This is a genomic window from Kribbella jejuensis, from assembly GCF_006715085.1.
GTDB lineage: Bacteria > Actinomycetota > Actinomycetes > Propionibacteriales > Kribbellaceae > Kribbella > Kribbella jejuensis.
In genome coordinates this window covers 2020352-2034853 of sequence record NZ_VFMM01000001.1, presented here as the reverse complement: position 1 = coordinate 2034853, position 14502 = coordinate 2020352, and the positions used below count along the sequence as shown (strand labels likewise).

The window sequence follows — 14502 nt, the reverse complement described above, 5'->3', positions numbered from 1 at the left end:
AGCTTAACCATTCTCTGATACTGACAGCCGCTATTACCGGCAGGTAGCCTTCAATGTATGAGCGAGCAGACGTCGATTCCCGCGGATCCCGAGCTCGACCCGACCGCGTCGTACGCGACCGATCAGTCGGTCATCCGCCGGTTGTCGGGGCTGCTGCGCGCCACGGCCGGCACCCGGACGTCGTACGCGCCGGCCACCGGGCAGCCGATCGCGGACCTGCCGATCTCGAGCGCGGACGACGTGGTCGCGGCGGTCCGGGTCGCCCGGAAAACCCAGCAGTCCTGGCGCCGGGTGCCGCTCGAGGAGCGCGCCGCGATCCTGCTGCGCTACCACGACCTGGTCCTCGACCACCGGCACGAGCTGGTCGACCTGATCATCCGCGAGTCGGGCAAGGCGCGGAAGCAGGCGTTCGAGGAGCTCGCGCACGTCGCGCTGACCGCGCGGTACTACGGACGCAAGGCGTTCGAGCTGCTCGAGCCACGCCGCAAGCTGGGAATCTTCCCGGTACTGACGCGTGCCGAGGAGCGCTTCGTCCCGAAGGGCGTCGTCGGCATCATCTCGCCGTGGAACTACCCGTTGACGATGGCGATCTCGGACGGCCTGCCCGCGATCCTGGCCGGCAACACGGTCGTCCACAAACCCGACAGCCAGACCCCGCTGACCGCGCTGCGCGGTATCGAGCTGCTGTACGAGGCCGGCCTGCCGCGCGAGGCCTGGCTCGCGGTGAACGGCGACGGCCCGACCGTCGGCGGCGCACTGATCCAGAACGCCGACTACATCTGCTTCACCGGTTCGACGAAGACGGGCCGGCTGGTCGCGAAGCAGGCCGGTGAGCGGCTGATCGGCTGCAGCCTCGAGCTCGGCGGCAAGAACCCGATGCTCGTACTGCGGGACGCCGACATCAACCGCGCCGCCGAAGGCGCTGTCCGCGCCTGCTTCGCGAACGCGGGTCAGTTGTGCGTCTCGATGGAACGGCTGTACGTCGCCGACCAGGTGTACGACGCGTTCGTCACGGCGTTCGTGGACCGGGTGAAGAAGCTGAGGCTGAGCGCGGGCACCGGCTGGGACGTCGACATGGGCTCGCTGATCTCGAAGGCGCAGCTCGAGACGGTGACGCGGCACGTCGAAGATGCCCGGGCCAAGGGCGCGACGGTGCTGGCCGGTGGCAAGCCGCGGCCGGACATCGGGCCGCTGTTCTACGAGCCGACCGTGCTGTCCGGTGTCACTCCGGCGATGGAGTGCTTCGACAACGAGACGTTCGGGCCGGTCGTCTCGATCTACCGGTTCTCCGACGAGTCCGAGGCGATCCAGCGCGCGAACGAGGGCGAGTACGGCCTGAACGCGAGCGTCTGGACCCGGGACGGCCGTCGCGGCCGCGCGGTCGCCGCGCAGCTGATGGCCGGTACCGTCAACGTCAACGAGGGGTACGGCGCGACCTTCGGGTCGATCGACACCCCGATGGGCGGCATGCGCTCGTCCGGTCTCGGCCGGCGGCAGGGCGTCGAGGGTATCCGCCGGTACGTCGAACCGCAGGCGATCGCGACCCAGCGACTGATCCCGATCGCGGCCTCGCACGGGCTGTCCGAGGAGAGGTTCGCCGAGCTGATGACCGGTGCGCTCCGGGTGCTGAAGAAGATCGGCCGTCCATGACCTTCGATTACGACGTCGTCGTCATCGGGTCGGGGTTCGGCGGATCGGTGTCGGCGTTGCGGTTGACCGAGAAGGGGTACCGGGTCGCCGTCCTCGAGGCCGGTGCGCGGTTCGACGAGGCGTCGTACGCGAAGAACTCGTGGGACACCAAGCGGTTCCTGTTCGCGCCGCGGCTGGGGATGTACGGGATCCAGCGGATCAGCGCGCTGCGCGACGTGATCATCCTGTCCGGTGCGGGGGTCGGCGGCGGCAGCCTGGTGTACGCGAACACCTTGTACGAACCGCTGCCCGCCTTCTACACCGATCGGCAGTGGGCGCACATCACCGACTGGAAGGCCGAACTCGCGCCGTACTACGACCAGGCGAAGCGGATGCTCGGCGTCACGACGTACCCGGGCTTCACGCCGGCCGACAAGGTGATGAAGCAGGTCGCGGACGACATGGGCGTGGGGGAGACCTTCCACCCGACGCCGGTCGGCGTGTTCTTCGGCGAGCCCGGTGTCGAGGTCGAGGACCCGTACTTCGGTGGCGCCGGGCCGCGGCGCCGCGGGTGCATGGACTGCGGCGAGTGCATGACCGGCTGCCGGCACAACGCGAAGAACACGCTCACGAAGAACTACCTCTACCTGGCAGAGAAGGCCGGCGCCGAGGTCTACTCGCTGACCACGGTCACCTCGGTCGAGCCGCTGCCAGACGGTGGGTACGCGATCGACACCCGGCGGACGACGCACCGGAAAGTGACCCGGCGCTTCACGGCCGAGCAGGTCGTGTTCGCGGCGTCCGCGCTCGGTACGGCGAAACTCCTGCACCGGCTGCGCGACGAGGGCAAGCTGCCGCGGTTGTCGGACCGGCTCGGTGTCCTGACCAGGACGAACTCGGAGTCGTTGCTCGGGGCGATCTCACGGGACCGCGACGTCGACTACAGCCGCGGCGTGGCGATCACGTCGTCGTTCCACCCCGACGACGTCACCCACATCGAGCCGGTGCGCTACGGGAAGGGCAGCAACGTCATGTCACTGCTGCAGACCGTGCTGACCGACGGCGACGGCCCCCGGCCGCGGTGGCGGACCTGGTTGCGCGAGCTGGGCGTGCAGCGCAAGAACATCCGCCGGCTGTACGACCTCAAGCACTGGTCCGAGCGGACCGTGATCGCGCTGGTGATGCAGACCGCGGACAACTCGATCACCACGTACGGCAAGCGGGACCGGTTCGGCCGCTGGCGGCTGACGTCCAAACAGGGCCACGGCGCCCCGAACCCGTCCTGGATCCCGGTCGCGAACCAGGTCGTCCGGCGGATGGCGCAACTGATGAACGGTACGCCGGGCGGGACGATCGGCGAGCCGTTCAACGTGCCGATGACCGCGCACTTCATCGGTGGTTGCGCGATCGGGGACTCCGCGGCGACCGGGGTGGTGGACCCGTACCACCGCGTCTACGGGTACGACGGCCTGCACATCGTGGACGGATCGACGATCTCGGCGAACCTCGGCGTCAACCCGTCGCTGACGATCACCGCGCAGGCGGAGCGGGCGCTGTCGTTCTGGCCGAACAAGGGCGCGGTGGATCCGCGGCCCGCGGTGGGTTCGGCGTACCAGCGGATCCAGCCGGTGAAGCCCGCGCATCCCGTCGTTCCGGTTGATGCGCCGGGGGCGTTGCGGCTGCCGATCTTTCCGAAGCGGGCTGTGACGGAGTCGTAACAGAACGGCGAATTCGTACTCAAATGAAAAAGCCTCAGCAGTAGGTTGCTGAGGCTTTCGGTGAATTGCCCAGAAAAGGGAGCAGGTCCCTCGGGAACGTTTCCGCCCAAATCGTTTCCCGAGGGACCCACTCAAGCCGGGGTGAGGCGCCCGGCGTTTTGGGATCGGGTCACCAACCACAGCTGGCGACCCGAGCTCTTGGTCACTACCTTACCTCCGATTTCCGCGAGCTTCAGGCCTTGTGACCACTCTGCGTGCTGATCGTAATGATCAGCTTCAGTCGCTCTTGGTAATCGGGTGGCGGTCTTCCTTGCGGTAACCGCCTCTGCACACATCAACGAGCCCCTCTACGGGGGGTTACGAGGTTCCGCAGAAAATCCAAAAACTTTTCCGGGGGAGTGCGGAGAGTGGCGGTGAAGCACTCGGCCCGGATGTGTTCCACGTGACGCCCGCCGCAGAACCGGCGTACCTGTCTCACCTACGCTGAGCCCGACCGTTCTGATGAGGCAGGAGAAGCATGGACATCCTGGACGTGGCACGTGCGCAGGTTCTGGAGCAGGGCATCGGGCTGAGCCAGGAGCAATTGGTCGAGGTTCTCCGGCTGCCCGACGAGCAGCTTCCGGAATTGCTCGCGCTGGCGCACGACGTCCGGGTCAAGTGGTGCGGCGAGGAGGTCGAGGTCGAGGGGATCATCTCCCTGAAGACCGGCGGCTGCCCGGAGGACTGTCACTTCTGCTCGCAGTCCGGCCAGTTCACCTCCCCGGTCCGCGCGGTCTGGCTGAACATCCCGGAGTTGGTCGAGGCGGCCAAGGAGACCGCGAAGACCGGCGCCACCGAGTTCTGCATCGTGGCCGCGGTCCGTGGGCCGGACGAGCGGCTGATGTCCCAGGTGAAGGCCGGGATCGACGCGATCAACGCCGAGGTCGACATCAACATCGCCTGCTCGCTGGGCATGCTCACGCAGGCGCAGGTGGACGAGTTGAAGTCGTGGGGCGTGCATCGGTACAACCACAACCTCGAGTCCGCCCGGTCGTACTTCGGTGACGTCGTGACCACCCACTCCTTCGAGGAGCGGTGGGAGACCTGCCTGATGGTGCGGGACTCCGGCATGGAGCTGTGCTGCGGCGGCCTGGTCGGGATGGGCGAGACGCTCGAGCAGCGCGCCGAGCTGGCCGCGCAGCTCGCCGAGCTCGACCCGCACGAGGTCCCGCTGAACTTCCTCAACCCGCGCCCGGGCACGCCGTTCGGCGACCTCGAGGTGATGGACGGCAAGGACGCGCTGCGCACGATCGCAGCGTTCCGGCTGGCGATGCCGCGGACGGTCCTGCGGTACGCCGGCGGCCGCGAACTGACCCTCGGCGACCTCGGCACCCGCGAGGGTCTGCTCGGCGGTATCAACGCGGTCATCGTGGGCAACTACCTCACCACGCTCGGCCGCCCGGCCACCGCCGACCTCGACCTGCTCGCCGAACTCAAGATGCCGGTGAAGGAGCTCCAGAAGACGCTATGACGTACTGCGGGCGATGTGGTGAGGAGGGGCGGCACGAGGCGTGCGTGCGGGCGCTCGCGCTGGAGCCGCCGCGGTACTGCACGGAATGCCGGCGGCGGATGGTCGTCCAGGTCCACCCGATGGGGTGGACGGCTCGCTGTTCGGTCCACGGTGAGGTCTCATCCTGATGTCCGATCTGCTTGCTCGTGATGCGGAGCTGCTCTGGCATCCGTACTCGTCGCTCAGCTCGCCGTCGCCGGTGCGGCTCGTCCGCGGCGCGTCCGGCGTACGGCTGCAGCTCGACGACGGAGCCGGTGGCACGGTCGAGGCGATCGACGCGATGGCGTCCTGGTGGTGCATGATCCACGGCTACCGTCATCCGGTACTGGACGCCGCTGTGAAGTCTCAGGTCGACTCGTTCAGTCATGTGATGTTCGGTGGGCTGACCCACGAACCGGCGATCCGGCTGGCTTCGCGGCTGGTGGAGATCACCCCTGATCCGCTGCAGCACGTGTTCTTCTGCGACTCGGGATCGGTGTCGGTCGAGGTCGCGATCAAGCTGGCACTGCAGTACCAGGTCGCGCGCGGGCGGGTCGGGCGGACCCGGATGCTGACGGTCCGCGGCGGGTATCACGGCGACACCTTCGCCCCGATGAGCGTCTGCGACCCGGTCAACGGCATGCACTCGCTGTTCACGGGCGCTTTGAAGGAGCAGGTGTTCGGCCCGCAACCCCCGGCCGACTTCGACCGCTCGATGGACGACCCTGAACTGCAGTCGTGGGCTGACGCCATTTCTGCGCTCGCTGCCGAGCACTCGGACGAGATCGCGGCGATCATCGTCGAGCCTGTCCTGCAGGGCGCCGGCGGCATGTACCCGTACAGCCCCGCTTGTCTGCGCGTACTGCGTGACCTTGCCGACCGCCACGGCTTCCTCCTGATCTTCGACGAGATCGCCACCGGGTTCGGCCGCACCGGCACATTGTTCGCTTCCGAACATGCGGGCGTGGACCCCGACATCCTCTGCGTCGGCAAGGCCCTGACCGGCGGCTACCTCACGCTCGCCGCGATGTTGTGTACGACGGAAGTCGCTTCGGTGGTCTCCAACGGTCCGGGTGGCGCACTGATGCACGGCCCGACCTTCATGGGCAACCCCCTCGCCTGTGCGGTCGCTCTGGCGTCGCTGAACCTTCTGTTGTCCCAGGACTGGGCTGCTCGGGTCAGGTCCATCTCCGCGGGGCTCTCGTCCGGGCTGTCCGGTGCGCTGGAGTTGCCTGCGGTGAAGGACGTGCGGGTGATCGGCGCGGTCGGCGTCGTACAGCTGAACGGGCCGGTGGATCTACCAACGATGACGGATGCGGCACTGCGGCGCGGCGTCTGGGTCCGCCCGTTCCGCGACCTCGTCTACACGATGCCGCCGTACATCTGCACCCCCGGCGACATCACGACCATCACCGAGGCGATCGTAGGTGCCGTCGAGGAGGCCGGCTGATGCTCGAGGACTGGCTCGCCCCGAAGGCCGCCGCGCTGGAGTCGCGCGGCCTCACGCGTCGACTGCGTGCACGCGCCGCCGACGAAGACCTGATAGACCTCGCGGGCAACGACTACCTGGGCCTCGCGCGTGACCCGCGCGTCATCGAGGCCGCCGCCGAAGCGGTCCGGGTGTGGGGCACGGGATCGACCGCGTCCCGCCTGGTCACCGGTACGACGGAACTCCACGAACAGCTCGAATCCGCGCTGGCGGCGTACGTCGGGCAGGAGTCGGGGCTGGTGTTCTCGTCCGGGTACCTCGCCAACCTCGGCGTGGTCACCGCGCTCGGTGGTCCCGGCACGCTGCTGATCTCCGACGAACACATCCACGCCTCACTCGTCGACGCCTGCCGGCTGTCCCGCTCCCGGGTCGAGATCTTCCCGCACAACGACGTCGACACGGTCGAGAAACTCCTTGCCGAACGCAATGAACCGCACGCGGTGGTGATGACCGAATCGGTCTTCTCCGTCCTCAGCGACGAGGCCCCACTGACCGCGCTCGCCGCCACCGCCGCAGCCCACGACGCGGTACTCCTCGTCGACGAGGCCCACGGCCTAGGCGTCACCGGCAACGGCCACGGCTCCGTCCACGCCCTGGGCCTGGCGGGCCTCGACCACGTCATCGTCACCATGACGTTGTCCAAGGCAATGGCCTCCCAAGGCGGGGTAGTACTGGGCCCGCAGGTCCTGCGCAACCACCTGATCAACCGCTCCCGCCCGTTCATCTACGACACAGGCCTCAACCCACCCGCCTGCGCCGCGGCCCTCGCCGCCCTCCAAATCCTCCAAGCCGAACCCGACCGCCCAATGCGTATCCACACCGCCACCAACCGCCTAGCTGAGGCCACCGGCGTCCCGCCCGCCGCGGGCCCGGTCGTCTCGATCCCCATGCCCGGCCCCCACGAGGCAGTCGCAGCCGCCGACCTCTGCCTCGAAAACGGCGTACGAGTAGGCAGTTTCCGCCCACCCTCGACCCCCGACGGCCTGAGCCGCCTCCGGCTCACCGCTCACGCCGGGTTGTCAGCAACAGATCTCGAGCGCGCGGGCGCCGTGATCGTCGACGCGATCGGTCAGGTTTCATGATCACCTTCGTCACCGGTACGGACACCGAGATCGGGAAGACGGTCGTCACGGCGGCGCTGGCCGTACTCGCCGGGGATTCGGTCGCGGTGGTGAAGCCTGCGCAGACCGGGGTCGCGCCGGACGAGCCTGGCGATCTCGCCGAGGTCGAACGACTCAGCGGAGTGACTACGCTGCACGAAGGCGTCCGCCTTCCCGAACCGCTCGCACCCACGACCGCGGCCCGCCGGGCCGGGATCAAACTGCCGTCGGTCGAGCAGCACGCCGCGTCGATCGACGACCTGGCCCGGACGTACGACACCGTGCTGGTCGAGGGCGCCGGCGGCCTGCTCGTCGGGCTCGATGCCGATGGCAACAACCTCGCCGACGTCGCGGAGAACCTGACCACCCCGTTCCGGTTCGTCGTGGTGACGCGGGCCGGCCTCGGTACCCTCAACCACACCGGCCTCACCGTCGATGCGCTGCGCGCCCGCGGCCTCCCCGTCGAGGGCCTGGTCATCGGCTCGTGGCCGGCAGCACCGGACCTGGCCGAACAGTGCAACCTGGAAGACCTTCCGGCCACGTCCGGGGCGCCCGTCCTCGGCAGGATCCCCGCCGGCGCCGGGAAGTTTTCCCGAGAGGAGTTCCGCGCCGCGGCTCCCGGCTGGTTCAAGTGAGCCGGGGTCCCGGGGCCGGCTCGAGTGAGCCGTGGGACGCTCGGGTGAGTGGCTGTCCGGCCCGGTTCGACGAAGGGCTCGGGTATTGGGTGGTGGATGGTCCGGCGGTGGTGCGCGAGGTGCTGTTACAGCCGGAGACGTTTCGGCCTGACAACGCCGTGCTGGCTCACAAGCCGTTGTCGGTGAAGGCGTTGCGGGTGCTGTCGGCGGTCGGGTTCGCGTTGCCGCCGACGCTGGCGAACAACGCCGGTCCGTCGCACCGCCGGATCCGGGCCGCCGTCGCGCGGTTCTTCAGCCCGGCGCGGGTCGCCGCGATCGAACCGTTGGCGCGTGAGCTCACCACTGCGCGCGTCACCGCGGCAGCCGCCACGCTCGCGACCGGCGCGGAGGTCGACCTCGTCCAGGCGATCGCCGCGGAGCCGCCGGCGCTCGTACTGCTCCACCTCCTCGGCCTCGAGGACGTCGACGTACCGGCGTTGAAGGCCTGGAGCCTCGACTCCCTGGAGCTCTTCTGGGGCACTCCTGACGAGGACCGCCAACTCGAACTCGCCCACAGCGCGGCGGAGTTCTACGCCTGGCTCCGCACCCGTACGACGGCCGCGCGCCAAGCTCCGACCACCGACCTCTTCAGCGTCCTGGTCGAGCTGGGCCTCACCGACGAGGAGGTCTGCGCTGTCGGCTACTTCCTCCTGATCGCCGGCCAGGAGACGACCACCCAACTGATCTCCACCGCCTTCCACCGGGCCCTGGGCACCACGATCACCCCAGCCGACCTGGTCGAAGAGGTACTCCGAACCTCGTCCTCAGTCCCCACCTGGCGCCGAACCACCGCCACCCCTACCACCCTCGGCCCCACCACCCTCCCCGCTCAAGCCCCCCTCCTCCTGACCCTCACCAACCAAGGCGGCCCCGCCGACTTAGCATTCGGCCTAGGAATCCACCGCTGCCTAGGCGCCACCCTGGCCCGCCTCGAGACCCGAGTCGCCTTGGAATGCACCCAGCAACTACTGATCCGCGTCCGGCTGACAGAGCCCCCACCAACAATCGACCTACTCTCCTTCCGCGCCCCTAGGCGACTCCGGGTGATTACGGCTTCGTCTTCAGCATCGTCGTGACGCGTTGCCGTGAGACGAACCAGGTTTCGAGGACCGGGTCGATCGCGAGCAGCACTGTCCGCATCCGGCCCAACCGATCGGCGACCATGGCCTTGTTCCACAGGTGATGCCTGCCTGGATCGTTGTCCGGCAGCAGGAAGCGCCAGGTGCCGAAGGACAGCTGGGCGAGCACGTCGGGATGCCCGGGCGTCCGCCCGGGTACCGCGGAGGGCGGTCTGCGCCCGTCGGGTGGCTTTGCGGATGTCGTCGCCGGCCAGTCGCCGGAGCAGGCGTGCTGGCTCGAGCAACCAGTCCGGCGAATGTCTCCTCCCGGTCTCCCGGTCGCGCTGTGTGGAGTTCCAGCTGCAGAGCTGTTCGTCGAGCGCGTTGCGCACCACGACCTCGAACCGATGCAGGCACTCGTACACCGCGCCGGACAGCTCGACACTCCATTGGTAGAGGGTCAGCGCCCGGCGGACGTTGTTGTCCGTCGCGGCCAAGTACGGCGCGAGACGCGGGTTGCTGAGCTTGCGGGCGACCACTGCGTGCTCGGGGGCGGTTTGATTTGCAGGGGGCATGTTCCTAAACTTCTGGGTGAAGGCGGAGGCAGGTCTCTCCGTTACATGAACACCTGAGGGCTCGTCGGTCTCCACCGACGGGCCCTCAGCACGTCCGGGCGATAGTAAATCGTCAACGGATTCGCCTGGTAATCGACTGATGACACTAAGTGTCGACATGAAGCGTCTTCGGGTTGTAACGGGGAGTAACACTGGGGACAAATGGGCTGGTTAGCGTGCGGGGGTGAGATCTTCTCGGCGGCGGGTGCGGTTGTGGTTCGGGGGGTACCGGATTGCGGAGTTTGTCGGGGAGCCAGCGGTGGCGGTTCGGTACGAGGCGAAGATGCGGCGGCGGTTTCCGGGGCTGGAGGTCACCAACGAGGTGCTGCCGGTGAATGCGGATCCGGTGGATTACAGCCCGGCTGACCTGCACCGATAGGCTTTGGGCGTGGCCCAAGAAAAAACACCGCATGAGCTGGTGCTAGTAGTGGATTTCGGGGCGCAGTATGCGCAGTTGATCGCGCGGCGGGTGCGCGAGGCGAAGGTGTACTCCGAGATCGTGCCGCACTCGATGCCGGTCGAGGACATGCTGGCGATGGGGCCGAAGGCGATCATCCTGTCGGGTGGGCCGCAGTCGGTGTACGCCGAGGGTGCGCCGCGGGTCGATTCAGGGCTGTTCGACGCCGGCGTTCCGGCGTTCGGGATCTGCTACGGGTTCCAGGCGATGGCGCAGACGCTCGGCGGCGAGGTCCGGCGTACCGGCCTGCGGGAGTTCGGGCGTACGCCGGTCACCGTCAGCGCGCCGGGCACGCTGCTCGCGGGCATCCCCGAGGACCTCAACGTGTGGATGTCGCACGGTGACGCCGTGCACGCTCCGCCCGCCGGTTTCGCCGTACTCGCCGGGTCCGAGGGTGCGCCGGTGGCGGCGTTCGAGGACCTGGACCGGCGGCTCGCCGGTGTGCAGTGGCACCCGGAGGTGCTGCACTCGCAGGCCGGCCAGGCCGTGCTGGAGCACTTCCTGTACGAGATCGCCGGCTGCAAGGGCGACTGGACGACGACGAACGTGGTCGACGAGCAGGTCGCGCTGATCCGCGAGCAGGTCGGCGACAAGCAGGTGCTGTGCGCGCTGTCCGGCGGCGTCGACTCCGCGGTCGCGGCCGCGCTGGTGCACAAGGCGGTCGGTGACCAGCTGACCTGCGTGTACGTCGACCACGGTCTGCAGCGGGCCGGTGAATCCGAGCAGATCGAGAAGGACTTCGCCGCCGCGATCGGGATCCGGCTGGAGACGATCGACGCGGAGGACCAGTTCCTGACCGCGCTCGCCGGCGTCACCGACCCGGAGCAGAAGCGGAAGATCATCGGCCGCGAGTTCATCCGCACGTTCGAGGCGACCGCCCGCAAGGTGGACGCCGAGCGGCACATCGAGTTCCTCGTCCAGGGCACGCTGTACCCGGACGTCGTCGAGTCCGGTGGCGGTGCCGGCGCGGCGAACATCAAGTCCCACCACAACGTCGGCGGGCTGCCGGACGACCTGCAGTTCAGCCTGATCGAGCCGCTGCGGACGCTGTTCAAGGACGAGGTCCGCGAGCTCGGCCTGGCCCTCGGGCTGCCGGAGACGATGGTGTACCGGCACCCGTTCCCGGGCCCCGGCCTGGGCATCCGGATCATCGGCGAGGTGACCCGTGAGCGCCTCGACATCCTCCGCGCGGCGGACCTGATCGCCCGTACCGAGCTGACCGCGGCCGGGCTGGACCGTGACATCTGGCAGTTCCCGGTGGTGTTGCTCGCCGACGTCCGCTCGGTCGGCGTCCAGGGCGACGGCCGTACGTACGGTCACCCTGTCGTACTGCGTCCGGTCACCAGCGAGGACGCGATGACGGCGGACTGGGCCCGGCTGCCGTACGACGTGATCGAACGCATCTCGACCCGGATCACCAACGAGGTCGACGAGATCAACCGGGTCACCCTCGACGTCACCAGCAAGCCGCCGGGCACCATCGAGTGGGAGTGACAACACGTCACAGCGAGTGACCCCATCGGCTGTTACGGTCACGGGGTCGCTCGCACACCACCAGCGGGCGACTTCCTCGGGGGAGGGCTCGTGGTTTTTCGCATTCATTTCGACTGTGCGGATCTGGCCAGGACGACGATCGCGCGGCAGCCGGATCCGTTGTGGGAGGTCCTGCTGGGCGTCCATATCCTGCAGGTCGACGACGAACCGGAGACGTTCGGGACCTGGCGGGAGCGGACCAGGGCGCGCTTGACGGCCCTCGAGCAGGAGTTGCTCGCGCTGGCACCTCCGGTCGGGTACTCGCCGGACTTCCTGACACCCGACGCCGCGGCCCGCGGACTCGACGCTGGGCTGACCGCGGTCGCCGCCACGCCGGCCAAGCGGCTGACGACCGAGCTGCGGCAACTGTCGGACAGCGTGCGGTTGCCCGGCTGGACGCGGCGCCTGGCGGCCGGCGAGCCCGGTCCGATGAAGCGGCTCGTACAGGGCCTTCGGTCGTTCCACCGGACGAAGATCGCGCCGCAGCTGCCGATGATCGCCGGCGCGGTCGAGCCGGCGGTCGCGAAGCACACCGAAACCGTTGCCGGCAACGGCTTGGAGAAGCTGCTACCGGAGCTGCATCCGACGCTGAGCTGGAGCGCCCCGGTGCTCACGGTCGACCTGCCGCACATCGAGCGCGACCTGTACCTGGACGGCCGGGGCCTCCGGTTGGTGCCGTCGTTCTTCTGCTGGAAGTACCCGATGATGCTGCTCGACCCGGACCTGCCACCGGTCCTCGTGTATCCAGTACGGCACGAGGCCGCGCGCCCCGGCCTCGTCGTACGCCGGCCTGACCGGGAAGGTGCTGTAGCGGACCTGCTCGGCAAGACGCGAGCACGCGTACTCAGGAGCATCTCGGCGGGTGCCTGCTCAACCAGTGAACTCGCGGCCCGCGCAGGCATCTCGTTGGCATCAGCCAGCGAACACGCACGCGTCCTGCACGACACCGGACTCGTGACAACCCACCGCACCGGCAGCTCAGTCCAACACACCCTGAACCCAGTCGGCGCCCACGTACTAACCGGCACCCGCTGCTAGGGCTGGATGCCGTCGAGGAGGCGGTCCAGGCCGTAGCGGTAGGCGTCGCGGGTGGTCGACGTGTAGCCCTTGGCGTTCCAGATGGCCGTCATTGCGGGGTGCTGGTCTACGTCGAAGTAGGTCTCCCACAGGTCGCTGCGCTCGTACCACCAGGCGTCGTTGGTCTGGCCGGTCGTCTGCTCGACCAGTCGGCTCTCCGCCTCCAGGCTGGCCGCGGAGTCGATGTACGTCGTGATGGCGAGCGCCGCGGTGTTCGTCTCGACCGGGGTGAGTCCTAGACCGAGCAGCACTGACAAGAGGTACTCACGGCCCGCCAGCATGCCCGGCCCCACCGGAGGGCGGATCGTAGAGACCTGGGACAACCACAGGTGCTTCTGGAACATCTCCCGTGTCTCCACGGAGTACACCTCGATCTGCTCGCGCCAGTCCGCCGGCCGTTGTTCGCCCGGGCCGGGAAGACGGCGCTCACCGAGGACCTGGTCGACCATGAGGTCCAGGAGCTCTTCCTTGGAAGGCACGTACGTGTAGAGCGTCATCGTGCCGACCCCGAGCTCCTTCGCGAGCCCTCCCATCGACGCGGCGGCCAGACCTTGTTCGTCGGCGAGCCGAATGCCCGCCCGGACCACGTCGTCGACGGTCAGCGATGGGCGGCGGCCGGCACCTCGCTTGCGCTGCGGTTCCGCGTCCGGTTGCCGGTGGTTGCGCCACAACAACGCCAGCGTCCGGTCCGGCTGCCCCTCACCACTACGCCGCTCACTCACCCGGCCTACGATAGGCGGTCGGTTGAATTCTCGTATACACTACGAGAATTCAATGTAAGGAGCTGGGCATGATCTTGGTGACGGGTGCGACGGCGAGTGTCGGGCGGTTGCTGGTCGACGAGCTGGTCGCGGCGGGGGCGCCGGTGCGAGCGCTGACGAACGATCCGGTCCGGGCTGCGCTGCCGGACGGTGTGGAGGTGGCCCACGGGTACTTGGGGAAGCGGCGGACGTTGCCCGCGGCGCTGGCCGGCGTCGACACGGTGTACCTGGCGCCGCTTCCGGCGTACGTCGACGACTTCGTCAGCTGTGCACGGGACGCCGGCGTGCGGCGGGTCGTCGTACTGTCGGGAGAGCCGGCCGAGTACGAGGCGCAAGGCGATCCGGCGACGTGGCACTACTACCGGCTGGAGCGAGCGGTTGAGGCCGGTGGTTTCGACTGGACCTTCCTGCGGCCCGGGCAGTTCATGAACAACACGCTCGGTTGGGCGCCCTCGATCAAGGCCGAGGGTGTCGTACGGGCGCCGTACCCGAATGCCGTCCAGACGCCGATCGACCTCGCCGACATCGCGGCGGTGGCGCGGGTGGTGCTGCTGTCGGAGCGGTACGGCGGGCAGAAGATCGTGATGAGCGGCCCGGAGGGGATCACGCCGCCGGAGCAGGTCGCGCAGATCGCGGCGGCGATCGGGCGGGATGTCCGCTTCGAGGAGCAGGCGCCGGCCGAGTACTTGGCGGGCCTGGCTCCGGTGATCGGGCTGGAGACGGCTCAGTGGTTGCTGGACGGGTTCCGGATGATGGCCGAGCATCCGATGAAGCCCGAGCCGGCGGTGCTCGAACTGACCGGGCGGCCGGGGACGACGTACGCCGAATGGGCTCGCGCGCATGCGGACGCCTTCCGCTGACTGG

Annotated in this window: 13 protein-coding genes; 11 read left to right on the top strand and 2 right to left on the bottom strand. The window is 68.6% G+C overall.

What is annotated here, in order from left to right; all coding sequences use genetic code 11:
* Nucleotides 1-57: 57 nt before the first annotated feature.
* The 8 genes from FB475_RS09935 (at nucleotide 58) to FB475_RS09905 (ending at nucleotide 9214) form a co-directional block, all read left to right on the top strand.
* The gene (locus FB475_RS09935) at nucleotides 58-1650 is read left to right on the top strand and encodes a succinic semialdehyde dehydrogenase (protein WP_141854642.1); all 1593 of its coding nucleotides are present in this window, start codon (nucleotides 58-60) and stop codon (nucleotides 1648-1650) included.
* On the top strand, nucleotides 1647-3347 hold the full coding sequence (locus FB475_RS09930) for an FAD-dependent oxidoreductase (protein WP_141854640.1): 1701 nt from the start codon (nucleotides 1647-1649) through the stop codon (nucleotides 3345-3347). Before FB475_RS09935 ends, FB475_RS09930 begins: the two co-directional genes overlap by 4 nt.
* A gap of 517 nt (nucleotides 3348-3864) precedes the next feature.
* Complete coding sequence (gene bioB, locus FB475_RS09925; RefSeq protein WP_141854638.1) at nucleotides 3865-4857, top strand: biotin synthase BioB; 993 nt, start codon at nucleotides 3865-3867, stop codon at nucleotides 4855-4857.
* Nucleotides 4854-5024, top strand: coding sequence for a biotin synthase auxiliary protein BsaP (bsaP, locus tag FB475_RS38525; RefSeq protein WP_475422007.1), 171 nt, complete (start codon nucleotides 4854-4856; stop codon nucleotides 5022-5024). The genes bioB and bsaP overlap by 4 nt, the downstream gene beginning before the upstream one ends.
* Nucleotides 5024-6325, top strand: a complete 1302-nt coding sequence (locus FB475_RS09920; RefSeq protein WP_141854636.1) for an adenosylmethionine--8-amino-7-oxononanoate transaminase — start codon at nucleotides 5024-5026, stop codon at nucleotides 6323-6325. The genes bsaP and FB475_RS09920 overlap by 1 nt, the downstream gene beginning before the upstream one ends.
* Nucleotides 6325-7446 carry an 8-amino-7-oxononanoate synthase gene (locus FB475_RS09915; protein ID WP_141854634.1) on the top strand — a complete coding sequence of 374 codons (1122 nt, stop codon included), beginning with the start codon at nucleotides 6325-6327 and terminating at the stop codon, nucleotides 7444-7446. Before FB475_RS09920 ends, FB475_RS09915 begins: the two co-directional genes overlap by 1 nt.
* Nucleotides 7443-8099, top strand: a complete 657-nt coding sequence (gene bioD, locus FB475_RS09910; protein ID WP_141854632.1) for a dethiobiotin synthase — start codon at nucleotides 7443-7445, stop codon at nucleotides 8097-8099. The genes FB475_RS09915 and bioD overlap by 4 nt, the downstream gene beginning before the upstream one ends.
* A gap of 44 nt (nucleotides 8100-8143) precedes the next feature.
* Nucleotides 8144-9214, top strand: a complete 1071-nt coding sequence (locus FB475_RS09905; protein ID WP_141854630.1) for a cytochrome P450 family protein — start codon at nucleotides 8144-8146, stop codon at nucleotides 9212-9214.
* Here FB475_RS09905 and FB475_RS09900 read toward each other — a convergent pair.
* A complete protein-coding gene (locus FB475_RS09900; RefSeq protein WP_141854628.1) occupies nucleotides 9186-9386 on the bottom strand; it encodes a hypothetical protein in 201 nt (66 codons plus the stop codon). The two genes, FB475_RS09905 and FB475_RS09900, sit on opposite strands and share 29 nt — an antisense overlap.
* Nucleotides 9387-10198: 812 nt before the next feature.
* Here FB475_RS09900 and guaA point away from each other — a divergent pair.
* Nucleotides 10199-11761 carry a glutamine-hydrolyzing GMP synthase gene (guaA, locus tag FB475_RS09890; RefSeq protein WP_185759169.1) on the top strand — a complete coding sequence of 521 codons (1563 nt, stop codon included), beginning with the start codon at nucleotides 10199-10201 and terminating at the stop codon, nucleotides 11759-11761.
* A 90-nt stretch (nucleotides 11762-11851) separates the two neighbouring features.
* Nucleotides 11852-12838 carry an ArsR/SmtB family transcription factor gene (locus FB475_RS09885; protein WP_141854624.1) on the top strand — a complete coding sequence of 329 codons (987 nt, stop codon included), beginning with the start codon at nucleotides 11852-11854 and terminating at the stop codon, nucleotides 12836-12838.
* Here the strand turns inward: FB475_RS09885 and FB475_RS09880 are convergent.
* Complete coding sequence (locus tag FB475_RS09880) at nucleotides 12835-13599, bottom strand: TetR/AcrR family transcriptional regulator (protein WP_141854622.1); 765 nt, start codon at nucleotides 13597-13599, stop codon at nucleotides 12835-12837. The two genes, FB475_RS09885 and FB475_RS09880, sit on opposite strands and share 4 nt — an antisense overlap.
* 68 nt (nucleotides 13600-13667) lie before the next feature.
* Here FB475_RS09880 and FB475_RS09875 point away from each other — a divergent pair, with 68 nt between their 5' ends.
* Nucleotides 13668-14498 carry an SDR family oxidoreductase gene (locus FB475_RS09875; RefSeq protein WP_141854621.1) on the top strand — a complete coding sequence of 277 codons (831 nt, stop codon included), beginning with the start codon at nucleotides 13668-13670 and terminating at the stop codon, nucleotides 14496-14498.
* Nucleotides 14499-14502: the final 4 nt, after the last annotated feature.

Coding starts and splice junctions, on each gene's coding strand:
- FB475_RS09935 (WP_141854642.1), top strand. CDS start 58: ATGAGCGAGCAGACGTCGATTCCCGCGGATCCCGAGCTCGACCCGACC.
- FB475_RS09930 (WP_141854640.1), top strand. CDS start 1,647: ATGACCTTCGATTACGACGTCGTCGTCATCGGGTCGGGGTTCGGCGGA.
- bioB (WP_141854638.1), top strand. CDS start 3,865: ATGGACATCCTGGACGTGGCACGTGCGCAGGTTCTGGAGCAGGGCATC.
- bsaP (WP_475422007.1), top strand. CDS start 4,854: ATGACGTACTGCGGGCGATGTGGTGAGGAGGGGCGGCACGAGGCGTGC.
- FB475_RS09920 (WP_141854636.1), top strand. CDS start 5,024: ATGTCCGATCTGCTTGCTCGTGATGCGGAGCTGCTCTGGCATCCGTAC.
- FB475_RS09915 (WP_141854634.1), top strand. CDS start 6,325: ATGCTCGAGGACTGGCTCGCCCCGAAGGCCGCCGCGCTGGAGTCGCGC.
- bioD (WP_141854632.1), top strand. CDS start 7,443: ATGATCACCTTCGTCACCGGTACGGACACCGAGATCGGGAAGACGGTC.
- FB475_RS09875 (WP_141854621.1), top strand. CDS start 13,668: ATGATCTTGGTGACGGGTGCGACGGCGAGTGTCGGGCGGTTGCTGGTC.